The 16,690-nt window shown below is 70.6% G+C and carries 16 protein-coding genes; 2 read left to right on the top strand and 14 right to left on the bottom strand.

Features of this window, described 5'->3' with window-relative positions; all coding sequences use genetic code 11:
• Window positions 1-21 precede the first annotated feature (21 nt).
• From GA0070619_RS27635 to GA0070619_RS27585, 11 genes are all read right to left on the bottom strand, one after another.
• On the bottom strand, window positions 22-438 hold the full coding sequence (locus GA0070619_RS27635) for an ATP-binding protein (RefSeq protein ID WP_088950728.1): 417 nt from the start codon (window positions 436-438) through the stop codon (window positions 22-24).
• A gap of 60 nt (window positions 439-498) precedes the next feature.
• The gene (locus tag GA0070619_RS27630) at window positions 499-1,953 is read right to left on the bottom strand and encodes a PAS domain-containing sensor histidine kinase (protein ID WP_088950727.1); all 1,455 of its coding nucleotides are present in this window, start codon (window positions 1,951-1,953) and stop codon (window positions 499-501) included.
• 46 nt (window positions 1,954-1,999) lie between these two features.
• Window positions 2,000-2,788: a glycerophosphodiester phosphodiesterase gene (locus tag GA0070619_RS27625; protein WP_088950726.1), complete on the bottom strand. Its 789-nt coding sequence runs from the start codon at window positions 2,786-2,788 to the stop codon at window positions 2,000-2,002.
• A gap of 10 nt (window positions 2,789-2,798) precedes the next feature.
• Window positions 2,799-3,134 (bottom strand): rhodanese-like domain-containing protein, encoded by a 336-nt coding sequence (locus GA0070619_RS27620; RefSeq protein ID WP_030487745.1) that lies wholly within the window; start codon window positions 3,132-3,134, stop codon window positions 2,799-2,801.
• A gap of 58 nt (window positions 3,135-3,192) precedes the next feature.
• Window positions 3,193-4,155, bottom strand: a complete 963-nt coding sequence (locus GA0070619_RS27615) for an LCP family protein (RefSeq protein WP_088950725.1) — start codon at window positions 4,153-4,155, stop codon at window positions 3,193-3,195.
• A 173-nt stretch (window positions 4,156-4,328) separates the two neighbouring features.
• A complete protein-coding gene (locus GA0070619_RS27610; RefSeq protein WP_088950724.1) occupies window positions 4,329-5,606 on the bottom strand; it encodes an LCP family protein in 1,278 nt (425 codons plus the stop codon).
• Between the two features lie 180 nt (window positions 5,607-5,786).
• Window positions 5,787-7,013: an LCP family protein gene (locus GA0070619_RS27605; protein ID WP_088950723.1), complete on the bottom strand. Its 1,227-nt coding sequence runs from the start codon at window positions 7,011-7,013 to the stop codon at window positions 5,787-5,789.
• 76 nt (window positions 7,014-7,089) lie between these two features.
• Window positions 7,090-8,067 carry an NAD-dependent epimerase/dehydratase family protein gene (locus tag GA0070619_RS27600; RefSeq protein WP_088950722.1) on the bottom strand — a complete coding sequence of 326 codons (978 nt, stop codon included), beginning with the start codon at window positions 8,065-8,067 and terminating at the stop codon, window positions 7,090-7,092.
• An 80-nt stretch (window positions 8,068-8,147) separates the two neighbouring features.
• On the bottom strand, window positions 8,148-9,839 hold the full coding sequence (locus tag GA0070619_RS27595; RefSeq protein ID WP_088950721.1) for a solute symporter family protein: 1,692 nt from the start codon (window positions 9,837-9,839) through the stop codon (window positions 8,148-8,150).
• Entirely contained in the window at window positions 9,817-10,182 is a 366-nt protein-coding gene (locus GA0070619_RS27590; protein WP_088950720.1) for a DUF485 domain-containing protein, read from the bottom strand. The genes GA0070619_RS27595 and GA0070619_RS27590 overlap by 23 nt, the downstream gene beginning before the upstream one ends.
• Before the next feature lie 176 nt (window positions 10,183-10,358).
• Window positions 10,359-11,111: a flavin reductase family protein gene (locus GA0070619_RS27585; protein ID WP_088952093.1), complete on the bottom strand. Its 753-nt coding sequence runs from the start codon at window positions 11,109-11,111 to the stop codon at window positions 10,359-10,361.
• A gap of 416 nt (window positions 11,112-11,527) precedes the next feature.
• Here GA0070619_RS27585 and GA0070619_RS27580 point away from each other — a divergent pair, with 416 nt between their 5' ends.
• Both GA0070619_RS27580 and GA0070619_RS27575 read left to right on the top strand, forming a co-directional pair.
• On the top strand, window positions 11,528-12,313 hold the full coding sequence (locus tag GA0070619_RS27580) for a helix-turn-helix domain-containing protein (protein WP_088950719.1): 786 nt from the start codon (window positions 11,528-11,530) through the stop codon (window positions 12,311-12,313).
• Window positions 12,310-12,516 (top strand): DUF397 domain-containing protein, encoded by a 207-nt coding sequence (locus tag GA0070619_RS27575; RefSeq protein ID WP_088950718.1) that lies wholly within the window; start codon window positions 12,310-12,312, stop codon window positions 12,514-12,516. The genes GA0070619_RS27580 and GA0070619_RS27575 overlap by 4 nt, the downstream gene beginning before the upstream one ends.
• On the opposite strand, the gene GA0070619_RS27570 is transcribed toward GA0070619_RS27575, so the two are convergent.
• The 3 genes from GA0070619_RS27570 to GA0070619_RS27560 form a co-directional block, all read right to left on the bottom strand.
• Window positions 12,513-14,207, bottom strand: coding sequence for an ABC transporter permease (locus tag GA0070619_RS27570; RefSeq protein WP_088950717.1), 1,695 nt, complete (start codon window positions 14,205-14,207; stop codon window positions 12,513-12,515). The two genes, GA0070619_RS27575 and GA0070619_RS27570, sit on opposite strands and share 4 nt — an antisense overlap.
• A complete protein-coding gene (locus GA0070619_RS27565) occupies window positions 14,192-14,956 on the bottom strand; it encodes an ABC transporter ATP-binding protein (RefSeq protein ID WP_088950716.1) in 765 nt (254 codons plus the stop codon). The genes GA0070619_RS27570 and GA0070619_RS27565 overlap by 16 nt, the downstream gene beginning before the upstream one ends.
• Window positions 14,957-15,048: 92 nt before the next feature.
• Window positions 15,049-16,689: a sodium/solute symporter gene (locus GA0070619_RS27560; protein WP_088950715.1), complete on the bottom strand. Its 1,641-nt coding sequence runs from the start codon at window positions 16,687-16,689 to the stop codon at window positions 15,049-15,051.
• Between the last annotated feature and the right edge of the window lies 1 nt (window position 16,690).

Below are 16,690 nucleotides of genomic sequence, written 5' to 3'. Positions count from 1 at the left end.
CGAGGTCAGGATCAAGGACGGTCAGCGTGCCGGCACCAGGTCGGGTCGGGGTGCCGGCACCGGGTCGAACTCGGCCCAGACGCGCTGGCCCATGCCGTCGCGCTCGACTCCCCAACGCGTGGCCAGACCGGCCACGATGTGCAGCCCTCGCCCGTCCGCCGCGTCGAGGCTGGCTGTCCGGATCCGCGGCCCGGTGCTCGCACCGCCGTCGGTGACCCGCAACTGGATCAGAGCGCCCTCGGCCGAGGGGCGTAGGTGCCAGGCCACCCGGATGACTCCGCCGGGCAGCGGCCGGGCGTGCCGCACGGCGTTACCCACCAGCTCCGCCAGCACCGCGATCAGATCCGCGAGAAGCGTCGGGGGTACGACGTCCGCCAACTCGCCGGCGAGCCGGTGCCGGGCCAGCCGTGCCCCGACCGGGTGGTGGGGAACCACCACGCACCACGCCCGCTCTCTCGTTGCCGCTGCCACCGTCGCCTCCACGTCGCGCCACCTCGGTCAACCGCGTGGTAGCCGCACCTCTGCGACCGTACCGCCGCCGGTCCTCGGACGTAGGGATACCCATCCATTCTGTTGTTCAACGATCCGGCGGACGAGATAGAGGCCGAGCCCTGCCCCCGGATAGCCGCGCCGGTCGCCGGACTCGCCCTGCCAGAACCGGTCGAAGGCCCGCTCCACGTGCTCCGGTCGGATGCCGATGCCCCGGTCGCTGACCCGGAACGCCACCAGTTGACCGTCCACGGAGGCGGTGATCTCGATCGGGGAGTCCGGTGCCGAGTACTTGCCGGCGTTGGTCGTCAGCTCGGTCAACACCGTGGCCAGGCTGGGCCGGTGGCCGAGCGCCTTGGGCAGGTCGGTCGGGAGGAGCAGCACCAGCCGGCGACGCAGGTCCGCCGGCAGGTCCCCGACGGCGGAGCGCAGCGCCTCGCCGAGGTCGAAGGGGGTCGCGGGGTCGTCCCCCGGCCCGGTCTCGGCGGCCGAGGAGAGGAGACGGTCGACCAACCGGGCCAACTCGTTGGCACGCTGCCCGATCACCCGGGCAGCCTGCCGCCGGTCCACCTCGGTGAGCGACTCCCAGTGGTCGGTGAGGGTGTCCGCGTACCCCTTGATGACGGTGACCGGGGTGCGCAGCTCGTGGCTGGTCACCGCGACGAACAGTTCCCGGTCGTGGTCGCGGCGCTGCTGGTCGGTGATGTCGCGGAAGGTGACCACCCGCAACGTGCCCGGGCCGGGCAGCTCGCCGGAGGTGATCCGCAGCCAGCGGCCGTCCGGCATCCGGTGGTCCCGGACCTGGCCGGAGGGGGGCAGCGGGAACGGCAACGGCGTGCTCAGCGCCTGCTCGACCGACCGCCCGGTGACCTGGGCGGCGGCCGGGTTCCAGAGTCGGACGTGCCCGTCCCGGTCGACGACGGCCAGCCCGTCGGCGAGTGCCGCCACCACCGGGCCGTCGCCGTGCACCGGCAGGCCGCTCTGGTCGCCGTACATGTGCGCGACGCAGGAGGCGAGGTAGCCGATCACCGCCTGCTGGTCCGGGCCCGGCTCGTCGTCGTCCGAGTAGAGCGCGTGCATGCTCCCGACGATGTGGCCGCCGATCTCCGCCCGGGAGACCACCATCCAGTGCAGGTCGCTGCCGCCCAGCTCGCCGGCCAGCTTGCCGTTGAGGTGGTCCACCCGTACCTGGCGTACCCGTGGGCCGGCGAGCAGACAGACGGTGTCCGGGTCGTCGGCGGCCAGCGGACGACCGAGGGCCCATTCCGCCGCGCCGGTCGCGGAGATCACGCGACCACCGGTCGGACCGAACTCGACGAACGCCATACCGGTCGCGCCGAGTGCCGGCTGGGCCACCCGGAGGAGCTGGGTGAGGACCGGCAGGCCGGCGTCCCCAGAATTGATCATCTCGATCACGACGGTGTGGCCGGCGAGGAGAGCGGGGAAGTCAATACGCTCCGGCATGGGGGCGAGTCTGCCCCGTCGACCCGGATTTGGGCACCCCCGCCCGTCAGCGGCCCAGCCGCGCGAGGGCGTACGCCGGCCGGTCGGTGATGATCCCGTCCACCCCGGCGGACAGCACCAGTTCCAGGTCGGTGGGCTCGTTGACCGTCCAGACGTACACCTCGTTGCCGGCCGCTTGGAGCGCGGGCAGCAGCTGCGGACGGCCCCGGACCAGGCCGATGCCCGGCCCGGCGATGCGGGAGCCGAACGGCAGCCGGCCCAACCGCAGCCAGGGCGGCAACACCTCCAGCAACAGCACGGTGGGCAGCGTCGGGGCGAGTTCGCGCACCCGGCGGACCGCCAGCGGGGAGAACGACATCACGGTGACCTGCACGGGGTCGTCCGGCGCCGGGTCGGCCAGCCCGTAGCGGCGCAGCAGGCTGACCAGTCGGCGTTCCACGTTCGAGCCGTAGCGGGACGGGTGCTTCGTCTCGACCAGCAGCCGGACCGGCCGGCCGGCGTCGAGCACCGCGTCCAGCAGTCGGGCCAGGGTGAGCAGCCGGGTGTGCGAGTCGTCCGGCGGCAGGTCGCCGCCCGGTGCGCTGCCCGGATGCCACGAGCCGAAGTCCAGTGCGTCCAGCTCGGCGAGCGTACGCGCGCTGACCAGACCGCGACCGTTGCTGGTGCGGTCGAGTCGACGGTCGTGTACGCAGACCAGGTGCCCGTCCCGGGTCAGCCGGACGTCGCACTCCAGGCCGTCGGCGCCCTCGTCGAGAGCGCGAAGGTACGCGGCGAGGGTGTGCTCGGGAAGGTCGTACGAGGCGCCGCGGTGCGCGAAGACCAGTGGCCCGCCCATCCCGTCCGCCTCAGATGACCTGGCCGGGCTGCCCGTTCGCGTCGACCACCGGTCGGCCGACGGCAGCCCACTGGCGCATCCCGCCGTCGGCGTTACGCACCTGCTCCCAGCCGTTGTTGATCAGGTAGGCGACGACCTGGGCGGAGCGCCCGCCGGAACGGCAGACGACCGCCACCTCCCGGTCGGTGGGCACCTCGGCCAGCCGTGCCGGCAACTCCATCATCGGCAGGTGGTGAGCGGTGGGGGCGTGGCCGGCCGCCCACTCGTCGTCCTCCCGCACATCCAGCAGGTAGGTCTCGTCGGCGATCTCGGTCACGGGCACGGTGGGAACCTGGGGTCCGAACACAGGAAGCAACACTAGATCCTTGTCGGCCGGTTCGGCACCGACCCGGCCGTCGACACCGTCACAACCGGGTCACCCAGCGGGGGTTGACCTGCGCCCAGGCCGGCACCCGGGTGCCACGAACCGCCTCGAACAGCCCGTTGCCCCCGTTGTCCAGCACCACGTACGAGACCTCGTCGATGGTCTGCGGTGACGAGGGCACCTGGACGCCGCGCATTCCGTCGGGCGGCAGCGCGCGCAGCGCGAGGAGCAGGTCCTCCAGGGGTACGCCGTTGGTGTCGACGGTCAACGACCCGCCGACCGCCCGGAGCACCTGGTCGAGCTTGATCGGGTTGCTGCGGAGGTCCGCCCTGCCGGCGCTGTCCAGCATCGCCCGAAGCAACTGTTGCTGGTGGTGCTGCCGGTCGTAGTCGCCGCCGGGCAGGTCGTAGCGCTGCCGGACGTAGTCCAGTGCCTGTGCCCCGTCCATCTGCTGACAGCCGACGGGAAAGACCCGGTTGGTGTGGATCGAGCGGACCTCGGTGTCCACGCACATCTGCACCCCGCCGAGCAGGTCGATGACCTTGCGGAAGCCGGAGAAGTCGATCAGTGCGGCACCGTCGAACCGGATGCCGGTGAGTCGGGTCAGCGTGGCGGAGAGCAGTTGGGCGCCGGCCTGCCCGCCGCCGCCGTGCTCGTACGCCGCATTGATCTTGTCCTGGCCGCCGCCGAAGCCGTTCCCGGCAGGGATGGCGACCAGCAGGTCACGGGGAATGGAGACGAGGTACGCCTCCCGCTGGCCGGCGGGTACGTGCACGATGAGGATGGTGTCCGAGCGTTGGTCCGGCCCGCTGCCTCCGGGGCGGCGGTCGGAGCCGACCAGGAGGTAGTTGAGCGGCCCGTCCAGGTCGGTGCGGTCGGTGCGGGAGTCGGCGTCGAGCAACTGCTCCTTGGTCACCGTTCGCTCGTACCGGTTGCTCAGCGTCCTGATCCCGGCCACGGCGAGCCCGGCCAGCAGGACGAGGACCAGGCCGACGCCGAGCATGATCCGCGACCCGCGGGCGCGTGCTCGGGCCGACGGGGCCGCTCTGGCCCGGCCCGCCGCGTTCCGTCCCCACCTGGACGTGACCGCCTCCCCGCAGCCGATACGTGAAACCTGTTCACGTCAGGCTACGGGCGGTGACGATGCCGTCGCTGGGTTTTCGCGACTCCCGGCCGTCACTTGCGGTTGGAGATCACCTCGGGGTGGGTGAAGACGAACTCGGCGAGCTTGTCCTGCTTGACCGCCCGGAACATCTCCTTGGTCTCCTCGTTCAGACCCTCGGTGTTGTTGCCGTTGGCGTGGAAGGTGCCGTTGTTGGTCTTGAGCATGGTCAGCTCGTTGCCGGTGACCCCGCGCATGGTGAAGATGAAGTCCTCGATCGGCACGCCGCCGGTGTCCAGCACGGACGCCTCGCCGGCCGCCTTGATCAACTGCTTGATCTTGGCCGGGTTGGTCAGCATCCCGCGGTCGGTGGCCTTCTTGGCCATTGCCTTGATCAGCTGCTGCTGGTTCTGCTGGCGGTCGTAGTCGCCGTTGCGGAGGGTCTTGCGCTGCCGGGAGTAGTCCAGTGCAGCCCAGCCCTCCATCTCCTGGCAGCCCTTCTTGTGCACCACCGGGGTGCGCGGCTTGCCGGTCTTCTTGGCGTCGGCGTTCCACATCGGCTTGCCGTCGACGTACGACATGTGCAGCGACTTGACTTCCTGGCTGACGCAGATGCGCACCGTGCCCAGGGTGTCGATGACGTTCTTGAAGCCACCGAAGTTGATGATCGCCGCGCCGTCGAAGCTGATCCCGGTGAGGCGCTTGATCGTCTGCGCCATCAGCTGCGCTCCACCCTCCCAGCCACCACCGTTGCGGGCACCCGCCTGGAACGCGGCGTTGATCTTGTCGGTGCCGCCGGTGAAGCCGCTCTTCGGGAACGCCGGGATCTGCGCCTCGGTGTCCCGGGGGATGGAGATCAGGTACGCCTGGTCGTGCGTGGCCGGGATGTGCAGGATGATGATGCTGTCCGAGCGGACGTCGTCGGCGGCCCAGCGCTCCCGGGCGTCCACGCCCAGCAGCAGCATGTCGATCGGCCCCTCCAGGCTCGCCCCGCCCTCGGCGTCGGACTTGCCGGCCTCCCCCAGCAGGTTGCGCTGGGCGATGCCGCCGGTCGCCTGCCCGATCACCACCTTGCTGCCGACGATGGCCGCCCCGCTGCTGAGCATCAGCACCGCCCCGAACACCACTGTCAGCCGGGCCCAGAGGGGGTCCTTGCGCTTGGTCCGCTTCTTCGCCGACCCACCGCCACCCGCGCCGCCGCCACCCGAACTGCCGCCGTCGCCGCCGCCGGGCGGACGACCGCCCGGTCCGCCGCCCGAGGGGCGTGACTGCACTGGTATGGCCGCAGAGATCCGGCCGCTGGGCGCGGCAGACCCGGAGGAGGAAGGGCGACGACTGGCCTGAACCGGCATTCGTGCTCCAGCTCGTGATCAGGAGGGGGCGGCACCACTGTACGGACATGAAAACGAGTTGGCGAGTTCATCTCGGATCAATCGGATGTCGATCTTCCCGGATTCAGTCGATCGTCGCCACTCGATGACCCGAACGGCGGGTTCGCCGTCGGGCCGTCGGCAGCGGGGTGCCCGCCTCGGTCAGCCGCCGGCGTTGCCCTTCGGCGGGTTGGCCTTGACCCAGTCCGCCATGGTGTCCGCCGACATGGCCTTGTACATGGCAAGCGCCTTCTCCCGGTCCGAGACGACCACCGACTCGCCGTTTCTCGTCTCGCTGCCCGAGTTCGGGCTGGTCACAAAGGTGAGGTTCTGGCCGCGCAGGTTGCGGAACTGCAGCGCCATGTCTGTAACCGAGAAACCCTGGTCAACGGTTACGGCCGCGGTCACCGACTGGAGGAAATCGTTGAGCTTCTTCGGGTTCGCCAGCGTGCCGCTGCTCGCCGCCTTGTCCATCAGCGCCCGAAGGAACTCTTGCTGGTGCCGCATCCGGGCGAAGTCCCCATCCGGGAACTGCTTACGCTGCCGGATCCAGTCCAGAGCCTCCGCGCCGTCCATGTGGTTGGTGCCCTTGGTGAACGTCCGGTACGGCTTGTGGATCGAGGTGACCGTCCGCTCCACCTTCAGGTCCACCCCGCCGAGGGCGTCGGTGACCTCCTTGAACCCGCCGAAGTCGATCGCCATCACATGGTCGATCCGCACGTCGGTGAAGCACTCCACGGTGCGTACCGCCAGCGGCAGCCCGCCGAACGCGAACGCCGCGTTGATCTTCGCGCGCTCACCGGAGTCGCAGTCCGCGCCGGCGCTCTCCGGGATCGGCACGTAGAGGTCACGCGGAATGGAGACCAGGTAGGCCTCCTGGTGGTCGGCCGGGATGTGCATCACGATGACCGTGTCGGCGCGCCACTCACTCCTGGTGTCGACAGGTGCGTCCGGGTCCCGTGAGTCGCTGCCGACCAGCAGGATGTTCAGCGCGCCGTCGACGGTCTTGACCGGCCGGCCACCGGTGATCTCCGCGAACGGGTCGGTGCGGGCCAGGTCGTTGTTGAGGTTGCGGGCGTAGAGCCAGGCCCCCACGCTGCCGAGCAACGCCAGCACCAGCACCGCGACCCCGGCCACCAGGGCGATCCGACCCCAGCGCGGTCGCGGGCCACGCCGCCCGGACCCGCCGGCACCACCCGGGCCGCCGGGCCCGCGTGGCCCCGCCGGGCCGCCGGGCCTGGGCTCCTCCTCGTCGTACGACGGGTAGAAGCGTGCCTCGGTCGGACGGGCACGCCCGGAGGCGCCCCGATCGGGGCCGGGCACCGACGCGCGCCCGGCGCTGCGGTGCAGGTACGGATGCGGGACGCCGGCAGACGAAGTCGCGGACATGTAACTCAGGGTACGTAGCGGGAGCCACCGCCGCCTTCAGGCGACACTCAGCGGCAGGCGGTACGCGGTGAACTGGTTACCCTAGCCGTGCCCGGAAGTGCTCAATCGTGCGCCGCAGGCCAACTTCGGGCGCGACCGTCGGCTCGTATCCGAGCAGTTCACGGGCGAGCGTGAGATCGGGGCGGCGCATCTCCGGGTCGTCCGAGCTGCGGGTGACGAAGGTCACCTCGGAGCTGCTGTCGGAGAGCGACACGATCAACTCGGCGAGTTGCCGCATGGTCAGCTCGTGCTCGGTGCCGCAGTTGACCGGGCCGGTCTCGGTCGAGTCGAGCAGCAGCAGGATGCCCCGCACCAGGTCCTCGACGAAGCAGATCGAACGGGTCTGGTTGCCGGTGCCGTGCACGGTGATCGGCTCGCCGCGCAGCGCCTGGGAGATGAACGTGGGGATGGCGCGGCCGTCGTCCGGGCGCATCCGCGGGCCGTACGTGTTGAAGATCCGGACGATCGCCCCGTCGAGCCCGCGGTAGCGGTGGTACGCCATCGTCGCGGCCTCGGAGAAGCGCTTGGCCTCGTCGTAGACGCTGCGGACCCCGATCGGGTTGACGTTGCCCCAGTAGGTCTCGCGCTGCGGGTGCTCCTTCGGGTCCCCGTACGCCTCGGAGGTGGAGGCCATCAGGAACCGGGCGCCGTCGGCGACCGCGCGCTCCAGCAGGTGCAGGGTGCCCACCGAGCCGACCCGGAGGATCTCCACCGGCAGTTGCGCGAAGTCGGTGGGGCTGGCCGGCGAGGCCATGTGCAGGATCGCGTCGAACCGCTCGGCCAGCGCCGGGTGGTCGGTCGGCAGGCCGTCGGAGAGGTCCGCCTCGACGAGCGTGAAGGTGGGCCGGTCCAGCAGGTGGGCGACGTTCTCCTTGGAGCCGGTCACGAAGTTGTCCAGCGCCACCACCGTGCAGCCCCGGGCGATCAGGGAATCCACCAGGTGCGACGGGACGAAACCGGCACCGCCGGTGACGAGAACGCGGTGACCGGAACCGAAGCGCTCAGCAACCTTCATGCCGGTCAGCCTACCGACCCCCATTTGCACGAAGAGACCCCCTGTTGAGCACAGGGGGCCTCTCGCGACGAGCGCTCGGATCAGTGGGCGCCGGAGCCCGTGAGGGCCCGCACCTCCAGCTCCGCGTACTTGTCCTCGTCGTGCTCCTTGGAGATGACGGTGCCGATCCACCCGCACAGGAAACCGAACGGGATGGAGAGGATGCCCGGGTTGGACAGCGGGAACCACTGCCAGTCGTGGTCCGGGAACATCGACGTCGCCGCGCCGGAGACCACCGGCGAGAAGAACACCAGCAGCACGGCCGAGATCAGACCGCCGTAGATCGCCCACACCGCGCCGGAGGTGTTGAACCGCCGCCAGAAGAGGCTGTAGAGGATCGCCGGCAGGTTGCCCGAGGCGGCGACCGCGAAGGCCAGCGCCACCAGGAACGCCACGTTGAGGTTCTGTGCGTAGATCGACAGGGCGATCGACACCGCGCCGATCACCAGGGCGGAGATCCGGGCGACGCGTACCTCCTGCCGCTCCGACGTGTCACCCCGCTTGATGACGTTGGCGTAGAAGTCGTGCGCCAGGCTGGACGACGAGGCCAACGTCAACCCGGCGACCACCGCCAGGATGGTGGCGAAGGCGACCGCCGCGATGATCGCCAGCAGCGCCGCACCACCCAGTTCGCCGCCGAAGAAGTCGATTCCGAGCGCTTCGGCCAGCTGGGGCGCCGCGGTGTTGCCGGCCTTGTCCTGCGCGGTGATCGCCGCGCTGCCCACCAATGCCGCCGCACCGAAGCCGAGGGCCAGGGTGAGCAGGTAGAAGGTGCCGATGATGCCGATCGCCCAGAGCACGCTCTTACGGGCCGCCTTCGCGGTCGGCACCGTGTAGAAGCGGATCAGGATGTGCGGCAGACCGGCGGTGCCGAGCACCAGGGCGATACCCAGCGACAGCAGGTCCACCTTGTTGTAGAAGGTCTGCGTCGAGTTGCCGGCGACCTCGACCCCGTACCGCAACCCGGGTTCGAGGAACGCGCTGCCCTTGCCGGACGCCTCGGCGGCCTGGCCCAGGAGCGCCGACAGGTTGAAGTTGAACTTCGCCAGCACCAGGATCGTCATCAGCAGCGCGCCGCCCATGAGCAGGAACGCCTTGACGATCTGCACGTAGGTGGTGCCCTTCATGCCACCCACGGTGACGTAGATGATCATCAGAGCGCCGACCATGATGATGGTGGCGATCTTCGCGGTGGAGGCGTCCATGCCGAGGAAGGTCGTGCCCGGCTTGATGCCGAGCAGCAGCGCGACCAGCGCGCCGGCGCCCACCATCTGCGCGAGCAGATAGAAGATCGACACCGTGATGGTGGAGACCGCCGCCGCCGTACGCACCGGACGCTGGCGCATCCGGAAGGCCAGCACGTCGGCCATCGTGTACCGGCCCGAGTTGCGCAGCAGCTCCGCGACCAGCAGGAGGGCCACCAGCCAGGCGACCAGGAAGCCGATCGAGTAGAGGAAGCCGTCGTAGCCGTAGAGCGCGATGATGCCGGCGATGCCGAGGAACGACGCGGCCGACATGTAGTCGCCGCCGATCGCCATGCCGTTCTGGAAGCCGGAGAAGGACCGGCCGCCCGCGTAGAAGTCGGTTGCCGTCTTCGTCTGCCGGCTGGCCCAGATCGTGATGGCCAGGGTCACCGCCACGAAGACCAGGAACAGCGTGATGGTCAGGTTGCGGGCGGTGTGATTGCCCGCCTCAGCCGCGAGGAACGTCTCAACCGCGTGAACCGTCTTCACGGGTCACCTCCCCGATCTCGGCGCGGATCCGGTCGGCGATGGGGTCGATCTTCCGGTCCGCATACCGGGAGTAGAGCCAGGCGATCAGGAACGTGGAGACGAACTGGAGCAGGCCGAAGACCAGCGCGACGTTGATGTTGCTGCCGAACAGCTTCGTGCCCATGAAGTCCCGGGCGTACGCGGAGAGAATGACGTAGAGCGCATACCACAGGAAGAACGCGACGGTCATCGGGAAGACGAAGCCGCGCAGCGCACGCCGCAGCCCGGCGAACTCGTCCGACCGTTGTACGGCCAGGTACTTGTCCGACTGGGAAGCAGCCGGAGCGGGTGTGTCCGTGGACATCTGTGGATCACCACCTTCACAGGCGTCAGAGGGAGTTTCGCGCACCGTAAAGAGCGCGCTCCCCGACGGGGAAGGCCGAGATCGACGTCGGTCGTCGAGTGCGCCGAGCGGTTGCCTGGCTGCGCCGAGTGACCCAGATCACCCCGGTGACCGGTCGGTCCTCGGGGGCCGTCCGTTCAGCTCGGCAGCTCGTGGTACCGACCGCGATAGTGCAGCAGCGGAGCGGCCTCCTCGGCCAGGTCGACAGCCTCGATGGTGGCCTCCACCAGCAGGCCCCAGCCGTACTCCCGGGCGGTGTCCAGCCGGCAGGCGGCCCAACCGCCCGCGTCCGCCGGCACCGGCCCGTAGGGCGTCTCGATCCACGTGCCCGCGGCGAAGAGCCCACCCGGAGAGGGGAACAGGCCGGCGAACCGGTCGGCGAGCTGCCGGTGCGGCGGGCCGAGCGGCGTGACAGCGAACCGGCCCGCCTCCTCGGCTGCCGCCCAGAAGTCGGACTCCGCGTCGATCAGCCCGACCAGCCGGTCCGGCTCCCCCTCGGCGACCAGGGTGGACGACACCGTGAGCCCGGCCGGGCCGGGGGCCGTCCAGAGGGTCACCGGCGCGGCGAGCCGGCCGCGCAGTCGACGTACCGGCGATCGCTGCCCGCTCGGCACCGCGAACGGGTCGGTGGAATGGATCTCGGCGCCCGGCTCATGATTCACGTGAAACATTGTGCCGCCCCGGGCCCTCGCCCAACCAAGGAAGCGCTCGTGCAGGTCGGCGGGGCGCCCATTGAGGCGGGCGAGTTGATCGCCCGCCTCCGCCATCGCCGAGCCCAGGTAGACCAGCAGCCCGACGCGGTCGTGCCGGTACTCGGCGAGCAGCGCCAGCCGCGCCGGCTGGCACGGCCAGAGCACGCCGCAGCCCCGACACCGCCACAGCGGCCGCATCGGCAGGTGCGGGCGGCTCACCGGTGACGCTCCACGTCACGCTCCAAGATCCGAGCAACTTCCCGGTTGTTGGTGCCTCCGACACGCGGGAGGCACCAACAACCCTGATGTTGCGCGGATCTTGGCCACGAGCACTTGGCGCGGGCGGCCGCGCCGGTGGCACGACGCTTCCGGTACGACCACCGTGCCCCGTTCCTGCCACGGATGAACCCGAACATGGCTGATCTCCTCCCGGTCGACGAGGGCCGCCCCGATCGGGGGGATGACCAGGGCGGCCCGAACGCAGGACCGGACGCCGGGACATCGCCTCCACCGGCCGGGCCGCGTGTCATCCACCCTGGACTGAGGGGCGCGGAGAGGGGAGGATGCCAGGGCTTACTACGCAGCGGGGTCACGTACTTACCGGAGAGGTAAGGATGAACGTCGAGATTTGGGTACGGGCGTTGAAGGCCGCCCGAGCCGGTGCCGAGGTTTCCCAGGAGGCTCTGGCTTCGCTGACCAAGTGGAGTCCGTCCACGGTGGCCGCCATCGAGACCGGGCGGCGTCGGCCGACAATGGAATTCGCGGTCGCCGCCGACGAGGCCCTCGCCACCGGCGGCCTCCTCGCCGAACTGTTGCGGGCCGCTGATCGGCAGCGGCTGCCGACGTGGTTCGTGCCGTGGCGCAACCATGAGGAGCAGGCGATCCGGCTCTGCGAATTCGAGCCGTGCCTGATTCCGGGACTCCTGCAAACCGAGGACTATGCCCGCGCGGTCATTTCCGCCGGTGGCCTGAATCCGACCAGGGTGGTGGACGAGCTGGTCACGGTTCGGATGGATCGACAGCAGTTGTGGCAGCGGGCAGAGTCGCCGCAATGCGTCTTCGTCCTGGACGAGACGGCTCTACGCCGCCCGATCGGTGGACCGGCGGTACTGGACGCTCAGCTTGGTCGGCTGATGGAACTCGCCGTCATGCCCAGCGTCAGACTGCACGTCGTGCCGCTTGACGCCGGAGCCCACGTCGGGTTGACGGGCGGGTTTCTGCTCGCTGAACTGCCCGACGGTGAACGGGTCACCTATGTCGAAGACGTTGCTCGTGGACACGTCATCGACGACCCGGACGTCGTGCGTCTGATTGGTCGGAAATGGGATAGCCTGCTCGGCGAAGCACTCTCCACAAGCGCCTCGCTGGATCTGATCCGGAAGCTGAAGGTGACGCCATGACCGATCCTCAACCCCGCTGGCGGACGTCGACCAGGTCCGGCGACACGGGTGGTGCCTGCGTCGAGGTGGCGGACAATCTGCCCGGCGTGGTGCTGGTTCGGGACAGCAAGGACCGCTCGGGCCCGACCCTCACCTTCGCTCCGGCCGCTTGGCGTGGCTTCGTCGCCGACGCTGCCCTGGCCCCCAGCCGGCAGACCGGCTAGCGGCGTGGGGTGACCGTGGCCAGCAGTTCCGGTTGGCGTCGGTCCAGGACGTCACCGGCCAGGTACGCGCCCAGCAGCGCCGCCCCCAGCCCGTAGGCCGCACCCACCGGCAGGGCCAGCCAGAGCCACGCGTCACCGAGCAGCGCGGCGGCCACCACCATCGGCACCGCCGCGACCGCCGAGGCGAGCATGGCCAGCAGGGTGAGCAGCCCCTTCGCCATACCCGCGCCGCTGTTCATGGCGAACGGGTTGCTCGTCTCCGGCAGTGAGTACGCCCCGAGCACCGAGATCAGGCTGTTCACCGCCAGCCCGGCACCGTAGGTGGCGACCAGGCCGCCGATGGTGAGCCCGATCCAACCTGGCCGGCCGAGCACGATCGACAGCACCACCGCGACGAACGCCAGCATCGGCAGGACGTACAGCGAGAAGGCCGTCATCCGCGCGCCCAGCTCGACCCGACCGGGCACCCCGGCCACCACGTTCACGGCGTACGCGCTGCCGTCGAAGCCGAACTGGTTGGCCAGGGTGACCGCGGCGACCACACCCACGAAGAGCATGGAGATGGTGACCAGGACCGGTGAGCTGTTGGCGGCACTCGTCGTCGAATCGGGCCCGTCCCCGGCCACGAAACCCGCGCCACCCAGGTTGATCATCACGGGCACGAAGATGCCGACCACCGCGATCGTGATCAGGTTGGCCCGGCGGCGGGCGTCCCGCCACCAGTAACGGGCCTCCCGGGCGACCAGTGCGCCGAACCGGTCCCGACGGGCCCAGCCGGCGACCTTGGGGAAGAGCTGGGCGATCGCGCCGCCGGTGACACCGCGTTGCGCCGGAGCCTTACCGGCGCTCGCCGCACCCACCATCGCCGACTCCAGCGACCGCGACCACCAGGCCAGCAGGGCACCGAGCGCCACCACCGTGATCAGCAACTTGACCGGGGCCGCCCACACCCGCCCCTGGGCGACGTCGATGCCGGCGGTCCACGGCGCGCCGAAAGGGGTCCAACCGATCACCGTCGCCACGCCGGTCAACCGGGTCCAGTCGGCCTCCCGCAGCGCGGCGAGACCGAACACCTGCAACGGACCGAGCAGCGCGGCGGTCACCGCCAGCAGCACGGCCGCCAGGTCGCGGACCCGACGGGACCGCAACATGGTCGCGAAGGCGCTCGTCACCGCCCGGCTGGCGGCCACGCAGAGCAGAAGCCCGGCGATCACACCGACCACCGCCACCAGCCCCGCCGACCAACCGCCCAACGACCAGGCGGTGAGCACCAGCCCGAACGACGCGATCAGCACCGCCAGCACCGGCACGCTCACCAGAGCCGCCGCGAACAGGCCGGTCACCAGAGTGCGGCGGGGCAGCGGCAGTAGCGCGAACCGGGCCGGGTCCAGTGTCTCGTCCACACCGAAGAACACCAGCGGCAGGAGCAGCCAACCAAGCACCAGCAGCCCACCGCCGGCCGCCGCGACCAGCACCGCGTACTGCCCATCGCCCGTCAGGCCGGGCAGGGCAAAGAGGAAGAAGCCGCTGGCGGCGAACCAGAGGCCGAGGAACACGCCACCGATGAACATCGCGATCCGCCAGCCCTGGCCACGGAAGTTGTTGCCCATCACCCGCAGCTTGAGCCGTACGAAGTGCCGGGCGGAGACCGTGCGTACGGGCGCGGCGTCCGTGCTCACCGGGACAGCCACGACAGCTCCTCGCCCGTCGCGGTGCGCCCGCCGACCACCTCGACGAAGACCTGCTCCAGCGAGCGGTCACCACGGACCTCGCCGATCGTCCCGACCCGCTTGATGGTGCCGCTGGCCAGGATCGCCACGTGCGAGCAGAGCCGCTCGACGACCTCCATCACGTGACTGGAGAAGACCACGGTGCCGCCGCCGGCCGCGTACCTGGTGAGGATGTCCCGGATCAGCGCGGCGGAGACCGGGTCGACCGCCTCGAACGGCTCGTCCAACACCAGCACCCGAGGGCCGTGCAGCAGCGCGCAGGCCAAGCCGATCTTCTTCTTCATGCCCGCCGAGTAGTCCACCACCAGCGTCCGACCGGCGTCGCCGAGCGCCAGCACGTCCAGCAGCTCCGCGGCCCGCTGGTCGACCACCGCCGGGTCCATCCCCCGCAACAAACCGTTGTACGCCAGCAGCTCCGCCCCGGTCAGCCGGTCGAACAGGCGCACACCGTCGGGCATCACGCCGAGCAGCCGCTTGGCGGCCACCGGGTCCTGCCAGACGTCCTGCCCGAGCACCCGGGCCGAGCCGGCGTCCGGGCGTAACAGCCCGACCGCCATCGACAGGGTCGTCGTCTTCCCGGCGCCGTTCGGGCCGAGAAGGCCGTAGAAGGAGCCGGCGGGGACGTCCAGGTCGACGCCGGCCACCGCGATCGTGCCGTCGAACCGCTTGGCCAGGCCACGCAGTGCGAGCGCGGGGTGCTCAACAGTCATGCGCCGACGTTATCCGCCGATCGCCAGCTCCGTCGTCCCGCGACGGGCGGACCCGAGATCATCCCCGAGGTGGACAGGCCCCTCAGAGCGCTCTACATCCGGAGGGCTTCCGGGGTGTGCAGGCGGAGCATGGTGGCCGCGACGTCGGCGGGGGCACGGCGACGGGTGGCCATGGACACCGCGACCATCACGGTGAAGGCCAACGGCACCGTCCAGGCGGCCGGCTGGGTGGTGAGCGTGGCCGGCCAGCCGGACAGCGGCGGGCCCAGCACCGTCACCAGCACCGCGCCGATCGCCGCCCCGCCGCCGACCAGCACACCGGCGGCGGCGCCCAGGTCGGTCAGGCCACGCCACCAGATGCCGAGCACCAGCAGCGGGCAGAAGCTCGACGCGGCGACCGCGAAGGCCAGCCCGACCACCTGCGACACGTCCAGTCCGGAGACGTGCAGCGCCAGCACCGTCGGCACCGCTCCGGCGATCACCGTGGCCAGACGGAAGCCGCGTACCGAGCCTCGGCCGAGCACATCCGTCGAGATCACCCCGGCGACGCTGGTCAGCAGCCCGGACGACGTGGAGAGGAAGGCCGCGAACGCGCCCGCCGAGACCAGCGCGGTGAGCAGCCGCCCGACCGTCCCGTCGCCGAGGGCCGCGCCGGGCAGCAGCACCACCACCGCGTCGGTCTGCCCGCTGACCAGCAACTGCGGGGTGTAGATCCGGCCGAGCACCCCGTACAGGGTGGGCAGCAGATAGAAGGCACCGACCAGGGCCAGCACGACCAGGGTTGTCCGGCGGGCCGCCGCGCCGTCGGGGTTGGTGTAGAAGCGAACCAGCACGTGCGGGAGGCCCATGGTGCCCAGGAACGTGGCAAGGATCAGCGAGTACGTCCCGAAGAGCCCTCGGTCGTCGTCACCCGCGGCGCTGGGCAGCAACCAGTCGCTGGCGTCGGCGGCCACCCCGGACACGTCCGGCACCGGGTCGCCGGCGGCGAAGGTCAGCTCGTCGCCGGGGCGTACCTCCCGGATCTCGCCGTCGGGCAGGGTGAGGGTCGCGCGGTGCTCGACCACGACGGTGGTCTCGACCCGGAACGTCGGCCCGTCGGGCGGGGTCACCGCCGGGCGGCCGTCGGCCTGCCACTGCAACGCCAGGAAGATCACCGGTACGGCGAGCGCGGTCAGCTTGAGCCAGTACTGAAACGCCTGCACGAAGGTGATCGCCCGCATCCCGCCCAGCGCCACGTTCGCGGTGACCACGGCGGCCACCAGCAGGGCGCCCACCGGGTACGGGGAGCCGGCCACCGTTGCCAGCGTCAGCCCGGCGCCCTGGAGCTGCGGCACCAGGTACAGCCAACCGATGAAGATCACGAAGGCGGTGGCCAGGATGCGCAGCCGGCGGGACCCCAGCCGCAGCTCGCAGAAGTCGGGCAGGGTGAACGCCCCGGAGCGGCGCAGCGGTGCCGCCACGAAGAGCAGCAGGGCGAGGTAGCCGGCGGCGAACCCCACCGGGTACCAGAGCACGTCCACGCCGTCCTTGAGGACCAGGCCGGCGATGCCAAGGAAGCTCGCCGCGGACAGGTACTCCCCGCCGATCGCGGCCGCGTTCCACGTTGGGCTGATCGCCCGCGACGCGACCAGGAAGTCCGACGTGGTCCGGGCCAGCCGCAGCCCGTAGAAGCCGATCCCGACGGTGACCAGGGTGACCGCCACGATGGCCGGAACCACGAAATCGTTGCTCACC

The organism is Micromonospora zamorensis (genome assembly GCF_900090275.1).
Taxonomy (GTDB): domain Bacteria; phylum Actinomycetota; class Actinomycetes; order Mycobacteriales; family Micromonosporaceae; genus Micromonospora; species Micromonospora zamorensis.
Note: the sequence above shows the minus strand (reverse complement) of the source record. Positions and strands in the feature narration are given on the sequence as shown.